The sequence below is a fragment of the Kitasatospora sp. NPDC056531 genome (genome assembly GCF_042794375.1).
Taxonomy (GTDB): Bacteria; Actinomycetota; Actinomycetes; order Streptomycetales; family Streptomycetaceae; genus Kitasatospora.
Genome location: NZ_JBHTTU010000157.1, coordinates 1,443 through 9,182 on the forward strand (window position 1 = coordinate 1,443; position 7,740 = coordinate 9,182).

The 7,740-nt window shown below is 73.5% G+C and carries 6 protein-coding genes and 1 pseudogene; 2 read left to right on the forward strand and 5 right to left on the reverse strand.

Going from position 1 to position 7,740, the window contains the following annotated elements; translation table 11 throughout:
- Positions 1 to 67: 67 nt before the first annotated feature.
- From ACFQ87_RS42600 to ACFQ87_RS42620, 5 genes are all read right to left on the reverse strand, one after another.
- Positions 68 to 547: a nuclear transport factor 2 family protein gene (locus ACFQ87_RS42600; protein ID WP_380616344.1), complete on the reverse strand. Its 480-nt coding sequence runs from the start codon at positions 545 to 547 to the stop codon at positions 68 to 70.
- Positions 548 to 700: 153 nt separating this feature from the next.
- Positions 701 to 1,018, reverse strand: coding sequence for an FAD-binding protein (locus tag ACFQ87_RS42605; protein ID WP_380616348.1), 318 nt, complete (start codon positions 1,016 to 1,018; stop codon positions 701 to 703).
- Positions 1,019 to 1,476: 458 nt separating this feature from the next.
- Positions 1,477 to 1,818 (reverse strand): hypothetical protein, encoded by a 342-nt coding sequence (locus tag ACFQ87_RS42610; protein WP_380616345.1) that lies wholly within the window; start codon positions 1,816 to 1,818, stop codon positions 1,477 to 1,479.
- A 1,553-nt stretch (positions 1,819 to 3,371) separates the two neighbouring features.
- On the reverse strand, positions 3,372 to 3,839 hold the full coding sequence (locus ACFQ87_RS42615; RefSeq protein ID WP_380616346.1) for a MarR family winged helix-turn-helix transcriptional regulator: 468 nt from the start codon (positions 3,837 to 3,839) through the stop codon (positions 3,372 to 3,374).
- 55 nt (positions 3,840 to 3,894) lie between these two features.
- Positions 3,895 to 4,608 carry an aldo/keto reductase gene (locus tag ACFQ87_RS42620; protein WP_380616349.1) on the reverse strand — a complete coding sequence of 238 codons (714 nt, stop codon included), beginning with the start codon at positions 4,606 to 4,608 and terminating at the stop codon, positions 3,895 to 3,897.
- A 768-nt stretch (positions 4,609 to 5,376) separates the two neighbouring features.
- On the opposite strand from ACFQ87_RS42620, the pseudogene ACFQ87_RS42625 reads away from it, so the two are divergent.
- Positions 5,377 to 5,673 (forward strand): annotated as a pseudogene (locus ACFQ87_RS42625) (YciI family protein).
- Positions 5,674 to 6,030: 357 nt separating this feature from the next.
- The gene (gene pgm / locus ACFQ87_RS42630) at positions 6,031 to 7,671 is read left to right on the forward strand and encodes a phosphoglucomutase (alpha-D-glucose-1,6-bisphosphate-dependent) (protein WP_380616347.1); all 1,641 of its coding nucleotides are present in this window, start codon (positions 6,031 to 6,033) and stop codon (positions 7,669 to 7,671) included.
- The last annotated feature ends 69 nt before the right edge of the window (positions 7,672 to 7,740 follow it).

The window sequence follows — 7,740 nt, forward strand, 5'->3', positions numbered from 1 at the left end:
CCCCACTAGGCGCCCACCTGGCAACGTAGTCTTTGCAGAAGGGGTTGTCTGGGCTCCGTTCCGGTCGTCAGGTGTGTGATGCATCCGCGGCGGGGAGCCGTTCGGTGCCGCCGCCGAAGGGAAGGAAAACGGTGCGGCTGGCCAGGAACCAGGCGCCGTCGATCTTGCGGAAGACGTCCTCGTAGTGGCCGACGTTCGCCGGGTGCCTGGGCTCGATCATCCCGCCTGAGTAGCCGTCGACCCGGTATGTCGTCAGATACGAGACGGCCCGGGCTGTTGTCTCGGATTCCGCCGTGACCAGGATATTCGTCATCAGACGACGCGACAGCCTGTCCGCCGGGCGGGAGGCGAAGTAGGCGCGCAGGGCCTCGCGCCCCTCGATGCGCCGGTCTCCGAAAGGCCAGTGCCAGACACCATCGGGCGTGAAGAGCTCGGCCACCGAACTCGGGTCGCCGAGGTCAAGGCGGTAGACGAAGTCCACGATGATGCGCTCGCAGGCGTGTTCCGTGAGCATCCGCTCGACTGGGGGAATGATCTCGTCGTCCATGCCCCCTTCTATCGGCTCAAACAGGTTCCGGGGCAACGGGTTTTCCGCATCGGTACCAGCAGGACGCGCTCTTCGCTCCCCGTCATCCCCAGTCACTTGCCCAGCGGACGAACTGGGGCGAAGAGCGGCCCCGGGGATTTTCGCGAAGCCTCATCAACCGGCCGGCACGGCCTCGATCAGTTCCCGTTCGTGTTCGCGGGAGGCGGTGACCGGTTCTCCGGTGCCGGTGACCACCTGAAGCTCTTGGACGGTGTCCACCTGCATCCCGTAGCGCTGCACGGCCCGGCCGATGTCGCCCGCGCTCAGCGTCCCGTCCACGGGCGGGTGCGGGTAGTTCGTCAGGCAGGGTGGCACCCGGCCCTGGATGAGGCCCGTGTCGGTCAGCTGTGCCCGGGTGACGCCGGCTTCGACCACCGCCTGTCCGGGTCGGATCGATGGGATCGTGTCCAGGCCGCGGGTGTCGATCGCGATGCCGCCGTGGGGGGTCGGCCTGGCCGTAGTTGGAGTGCGACTCCAGCCCGCCTTGGCCGAGGACCGCCTCGTCGCCGCTCTGCCCGTTGACGGCCACCGGGGTGTGGTGGCGGCGGGTGAAGGCGACCGTCTTGTGCACGTCCAGCACCGTGCCGGGCTGCAGCACCGCGCGCGGCGCGCAGGTGACCAGGTGTCCGAAGTCGCCGCAGAACCGCTCCGGCCGGTGGCCTTGAAGCGTCACCGTCTTGTCCGGGGGGGGCGGCCGTGTCCGTTCCGGGGTGGGCGGTCCAGGGGCGGGCGGCGGTGTTCCGGCCGACGGCGGCGGCTCCGGCGCCGGCGGTCAGGGCGCGGCGGGACGGTCCTGACCTGCTCATATCAGAATTTCTCCGATCAGTCGTCAATAGGGGGTCCGTTGTCCCGCAACCCATCCCGCGACCGCCTACCGGCTTGTGTGTGGGTCACTGCCCCGCCTGTCCCAGGCGCCGCTCGATCTGTCGTAGGTCCGACATCGTGTGGTCCCACATGTGTCGCTGGTAGGCGGGGGCGTGGGCGGGGATGTGGGCGGCGGCTGCCTGGGCTTCCTTCAGCAGGGCGTGCCGGGCGTCGGGCAGGTGGGCCGTCCGCGGGCTGGTCTCGCTCAGCTCCCGCAGGACGTAGGCCAGTTTGTAGGCGTAGATGTGCGGGTTGACCGTGAAGAGGGTCCGGTAGGCCCACAGGCCCTCCTCTCCGTCCAGGATCCGGTCGTTGTGGCTCATCAGCCGCACCCGCGCCTTCAGTACCAGGTCCGCGTGCACGTTCATGTCCTGTGTCCCCCTTCGTCGTTGCCCATCGGTCCACCCGCCCCCCTTCGGTGGCGCCGGGGCGCGACGGCTCGCGCGCCGGCCGCCCGGGAGGGCGGGCGGCGGCGCGTCGGGCCGCGAAGGGGAGGGGTGTCGCACGAGTGTGCGCCCCGCAGAGGGGCCTGGGCAAGGTGAAACCGGGGTGTGCTGGGTCCTACCGCAACCCTTGTCTGACCTGGCAGGATTGGGGTCGGCACCCTCCCGGGGCCCGGGTTGGGAAAACCCGTTGCACCCCCGGGGAGTGCTGGGTGGGAGTGGTCGCGGACGACACCGCGCACCGCACGCCGCGCGGTGAAGGGGGGAGTGCGCCGTGAACGCCGTAGTAGAGCGTGCCGCCCCTGGCCGTGGTTGTCGGCGCTTCCCGTCCGCGCCCCGCGTCGCCGCCGTCCCGGTCCGGGCGCGCTGAGCACCGCGTTCCCGCGCTCCTGCGTTCCCGCGCATGCTCCCGTGTTCCCGTGTTCCCGTGTTCCCGCGTGTCTTCCGTGTGGGGCAACGGTGTTGACGTCTTCTGAGGGCGGGCTGGGCATGCGGGGGCCCAAGGGCCTGTAGAGCTCCCGCTTCGGTTGTGGTGGTTCGGATCCGCTCTCGCCCGTTCCTGTCGCGGGCTGCGCGGTACCGGCGTGTGATGCGGCCGGGGTCCGTCGGAGTCCGTCGGGCGGGCTGGTCGTGGGTCGTCGGTGGCCGCGTTTCCTGTGTCGGTGGGGCGGGTGTCCGGGCGTCGTGGTCGGGGTGGGCGGGATCCGTGGGGTGGGTCCTGGCCGGGGTGTGTGCTTGTCGGGGTGTGTGTCGGTGGGTCGGGTGTGGTGGGTGAGGAGGGTGTCGGTGTCGGTGGCGCCCGGGTCGTGCGGTGTTTGGAGGGTGGTGGTGTGGTCGGGGGTGGTGACGGTGGTGACGGCGTTCTGGACGGCGGTGGTGGGGTGGCCGGGGGGCGGGTGCTCTGGCCGACGCCGTAGTCGGTGGCGATGCCTGCGGGGACGGGGCCGGTGGCGCCCGGGTGGTGCGGCCGTTCGGCGGGGTTGGTGTCTTCGAAGGCGTCGGTGCGGTACGTGGTGGGGACCTTGTTGCCGGGGCGGGTGTCCACGGCGGCGGCGAAGCGGTTGTGTGTGGGGGGTCGGGGCCGTTGTCGCTGTCGGCTGGCCCGGGGTGGCGGGCGGTGCGGCGGTTTCGAAGGCGTTCTTCAGGCGGGCGGCGGAGCGCAGGACGGTGACGCCGCTCGGCTGGGCGGGGGTGGCGGACCGGGGTGGCGGGCGGTGCGGCGGTTTCGAAGGCGTTCTTCAGGCGGGGCGGTGGGGCGCTGGACGGTGGCGCCGCTCGGCGGGGCGGTGGGGCGCTGGGCGATCCGCTGCTGGAGGTCCACCGGCGCCAGGGCGGCACCAGGGCGGCACCAGGGCGGCACCAGGGCGGTGCCGGGGGTGGGGTGGTGCCGGTGCCCGGGGGTGGGGGTGTTGGTGATGGGGTCTTGTGGGGTGGGTGGTGGTCGGTGGTGTCGCCCCTCGTTCGGGTCCGGGCCGGCTTCAGTCGGTGTTGCGCAGTGCGGCGGTGGAGCGGTTCAGGAGGTCGCGCAGTTGGGCTTGTTCGGTTTCGTCGAGGGCGTCGGCGAGGCGCTGTTCGACGCGGCGGGCGAGGGTGTCGGCCTTCCTGGTGAGCGCGTGGCCGGGGCGGGTGAGTTTGGCGACCAGGACCTTCTGGTGCACGTTGGAGGTCTCGCGGGTGATCAGGCCCTTGGCTTCCAGGTTGGTCAGGATCGTCGTCATGGTTTGCGGTGTGACCATGCACTCCCGGGCGAGTTGGGCCCCGGACATCCCGGTGGACTGCTGGAGGACGAGCAGGGTGACGTACTGGGGGACCGTCAGGTCGACGGTGCGCAGCGCGCGGGTCTTCTCGCCGATCAGTGCCTGTTCGGCCCGTTTGATGGCGTGGCCCAGGCGGTTGTGGAAGTCGGGCTGGGCCGGGGTGGGCCGGCTGGAGCTGTTCTCGGTCACAGTGTTCGCATCCCTGGCTGTCCCCTGGTCCGTGGTATTCGGGTTTTACGGTACATCAGTGGGCTGATGTCCCCTGGCCTGGTCGCGTCCGGGTGTCGTGGGGGTCGGTAGCGGGTTCCGGCGGCGGTCGGCGGTCGGCGGTCGGTCGGCGGGCGGGCGGGTCGGCGGGCGGGTCGGCGGGCGGGTCGGGGCGGGTCGGGGCGGGTCGGGTCGGCGGGGCTGGGGCGCAGGTCGGCGGCGGCCCGCGTTCTGTTCGATGTGTGCGGGTCGGGTGCTGTCCGGGATCGGGACGACGTGTTGGCCCTGGGCGGGGGGCCGGGCGGGTGCTGTCCGGGCGGGGGTGGCGGGGTGGCGCCGGGCGGGCTTTCGGGCGCCGTCCGCGGTCCGCGGGTTCCGTGTCCGGGCCTGCTCGTGGAAGCGTGGCGGCCGGGGGCGGAAGTCGTCCTGGTCGGGGGTGTCGTCGTCGAAGCGGCCGGCCGGGAAGCGGCGGCCGGGCGGGGGACGGGGCGGAGGCGGCGTCGCCTGCCGTGCACCGGGGCGGTATGTCGGTCAGCGGGTCGCGGTTCCACTGCGACGGCTCGCACTGGACGGCGGCGACCGGGGCGATCGCGTGCGCCTGGTCCGGCCGGGCGGCGGGTACCTCGGACGGGCCCAAGTGCAGGATCCTGCCTTCCTGTCGGAGCTCGGCCGGGGCGCCCCGGCTGTGGGCGAGCGGGACCGCGGGGTCCATCCGGTGCAGGTGGTAGGGGTCGATCCGGTCGGTGCGCAGCCGGTGCGGCGACCCCCCCCGCGGCGGTGCGCAGGTGCTCGGGCCGGCCGTCGGCGGCCACCTGTGCGGAGCCGGGGCGGGACTCGGGCCCGGCCGTCAGTGCGCCCTTGGTGGCGGGCGCGACGTGCTCGCGCGGGCCGCCGGCCGGCGCCTCGCCGGCCGGCGCCTCGTTGGGCAGTTCCTCGTTGGGTAGTTCCTCGTTGGTGAACGGGCCGTAGGGGTCGGGGGTGTCGGGCAGGGTGACGCCGGGGTCGACGACGCGGCGGATGGCGGCGATCGACTCGTGGGCGCTCTGCAGTCGGGAGGTGTAGACCCGGTTCATGCCCGTGCAGCCGAGGCCGATCGCCTTGACGGCGGGGCCTGCGGGGCCTGCGGGGCCGAGGGTGCGCTGTTGTGCCACGGGGGCTGCTCCTTGGTGGGTGTCCGGGTCGTGGGGCCGGGTCGTGGGGCCGGGGTGCCGGTGGTGAGGTGGACGGGGGTTCGAGCCACGGCGTGTATCAGGGTTCTGATTCACCTGTGCGTCGGGGACGCCGACGGTCCGCCGCGGCGGGTGTCAGGGTACGGATTCATGTGTGGGATCTGATGTGAATCAGGGTAGGTACTGATTCTGTTGGGGTGTTCCCGGTCGGATCGGCCCGTGGCCCGCCCGGGGCGGTGCGGACGGTCCTGCCGCCGGGTGCAGCCGCGCCCGGGCCGCGGTGGCGACGCGGTCCGGGGCGTCGGGCGTGCGTCGGGCCGGCGGTGCGCGGGAGGGGCCGGCCTGGCCGCGTGTTCGTACTGGAGCTGACGTACACCGCGATCTGGAGCGGATCGACGAGGCGCTGGCGCGGCATGTGGAGTGGCTGCGCGGGTGGTTCGGGGCGGGGGTGTTCCTGGCCGCGGGGCGCAAGGTGGCGCGGGAGGGCGGGGTGGTCCTGGCGGAGGAGCGGGACCGGGCGGCGCTCGAGGCGCCGGCGGCCACCGACCCGTTCGCGCGCGGGCCTGGCCGGGTACCGGGTGACGAAGTTCGCCGCCGGCTTCACCGCGCCGGCCCTCGACGGGTACCGCGAGCAGCCGCCCGCCTGAACCCGGCCACCGTCCTGGGTCCGGCCACCGGTCTGGGTCCGGCCGCCGGTCTGGGTCCGGCCGCCCGGTCTGGGTCCGGCCGCCGTCCTGGGTCCGGCCGCCGGTCTGGGTCCGGCCGCCGTCCTGAACCCGGCCGCCGTCCTGGGTCCGGCCGCCGTCCTGGGTCCGGCTGTCGGTCCGGGCCGGGACGGCCCTATGTGTCCCGTGGCCGTCGGTGCGGTCGGGCGGAATCGGCCGTACGTGTCCCGGAGTGGCCCGTGCGGTTCGGGGCACGGTCGCGTTCTGGCTACGATCGGTGAGCGCGGGGGCAGTGGACGGATCGCGAGTTTCGGACCTTTTTTCGGCGGGAGAAGACGGATGGCACACGCACGGGCCGGGCAGCCGGCGCAGCCCGGTGACCTGGTGGACGTGGCGCGGCTGGTGACGGCGTACTACGCGTTGCAGCCGGATCCGCAGGAGGTGGCGCAGCGGGTGGCGTTCGGGACCTCGGGGCACCGGGGCTCGTCACTGGACGCGGCGTTCAACGAGGACCACATCGCCGCGACCACGCAGGCGATCTGCGAGTACCGGGCGCAGCAGGGGGTGGCCGGGCCGTTGTTCCTGGGCGCGGACACCCACGCGCTGTCCGAGCCGGCGAAGGTGACGGCGCTGGAGGTGCTGGCGGCCAACGGTGTGCAGGTGCTGATCGATGCCGCCGACGGCTACACCCCCACCCCGGCGGTCTCGCACGCGATCCTGGCCCACAACCGGCGCAGCCCCAGGGCGCTGGCGGACGGCATCGTGGTGACGCCCTCGCACAACCCGCCGCGCGACGGCGGCTTCAAGTACAACCCGCCCAGCGGCGGCCCCGCCGGGTCCGAGGCGACCGGCTGGATCCAGGACCGCGCCAACGAGCTGATCCGCGAGGGCCTGCGCGGGGTGAGGAAGGTCCCCTACACGCGGGCCCTGGCTGCGGCCACCACCGGCCGCTACGACTACCTGGGCGCCTACGTCGAGGACCTGCCCTCGGCGCTGGACCTGGACGCGGTGCGGGCGGCGGGGCTTCGCATCGGCGCGGACCCGCTGGGCGGGGCGTCGGTGGCCTACTGGGCGCGCATCGCCGAGTCGCACCGCCTGGACCTGACCGTGGTCAACCCGGTCACCGACCCGACCTGGCGGTTCATGACGCTGGACTGGGACGGCAAGATCCGCATGGACTGCTCCTCGCCGTCCGCGATGGCCTCCCTCATCGGCCGCCGCGAGGAGTACGCGATCGCCACCGGCAACGACGCGGACGCCGACCGGCACGGCATCGTCACCCCCGACGGCGCCCTGATGAACCCCAACCACTACCTGGCGGTGGCCGTCGACTACCTCTACCGCCACCGCGCCGACTGGCCCGCCGACGCGGCGGTGGGCAAGACCCTGGTCTCCTCCTCGATGCTGGACCGCGTCGCCGCCGACCTCGGCCGCCGGCTGCTGGAGGTCCCGGTCGGCTTCAAGTGGTTCGTCGACGGCCTGCTGGAGGGCTCGATCGCCTTCGGCGGCGAGGAGAGCGCCGGCGCCTCCTTCCTGCGCCGCGACGGCGGGGTGTGGACCACCGACAAGGACGGCATCCTGCTGGCCCTGCTCGCCTCGGAGATCACCGCCGTCACCGGCACCACCCCCAGCGCCCGCTACCGCGAGCTGACCGCCCGCCACGGCGAGCCCGCCTACGCCCGGGTGGACGCCGGCGCCGACCGCGAGCAGAAGGCCCGCCTGGCCCGCCTGGCGCCCGAGCAGGTCACGGCCGGGGAGCTCGCGGGGGAGAAGATCACCGCCGTGCTGTCGAACGCGCCCGGCAACGGGGCGGCGATCGGCGGCCTCAAGGTGTGCACCGACAACGCCTGGTTCGCCGCCCGGCCCTCGGGAACCGAGGACGTGTACAAGATCTACGCCGAGTCGTTCCTGGGGGAGGGGCACCTGGCCCGGGTGCAGGAGGAGGCCCGGGCCCTGGTGGGCGAGGTCCTGGGCGCCTGACACGCCCGATGCGCCCGACGCGGGCGCAACGCCGTACGGGGCCGCGGCGCCGGCCCCGTACGGCCCGTC

Coding starts and splice junctions, on each gene's coding strand:
- ACFQ87_RS42610 (WP_380616345.1), bottom strand. CDS start 1,818: ATGAACGTGCACGCGGACCTGGTACTGAAGGCGCGGGTGCGGCTGATG.
- ACFQ87_RS42600 (WP_380616344.1), bottom strand. CDS start 547: ATGGACGACGAGATCATTCCCCCAGTCGAGCGGATGCTCACGGAACAC.
- pgm (WP_380616347.1), top strand. CDS start 6,031: ATGGCACACGCACGGGCCGGGCAGCCGGCGCAGCCCGGTGACCTGGTG.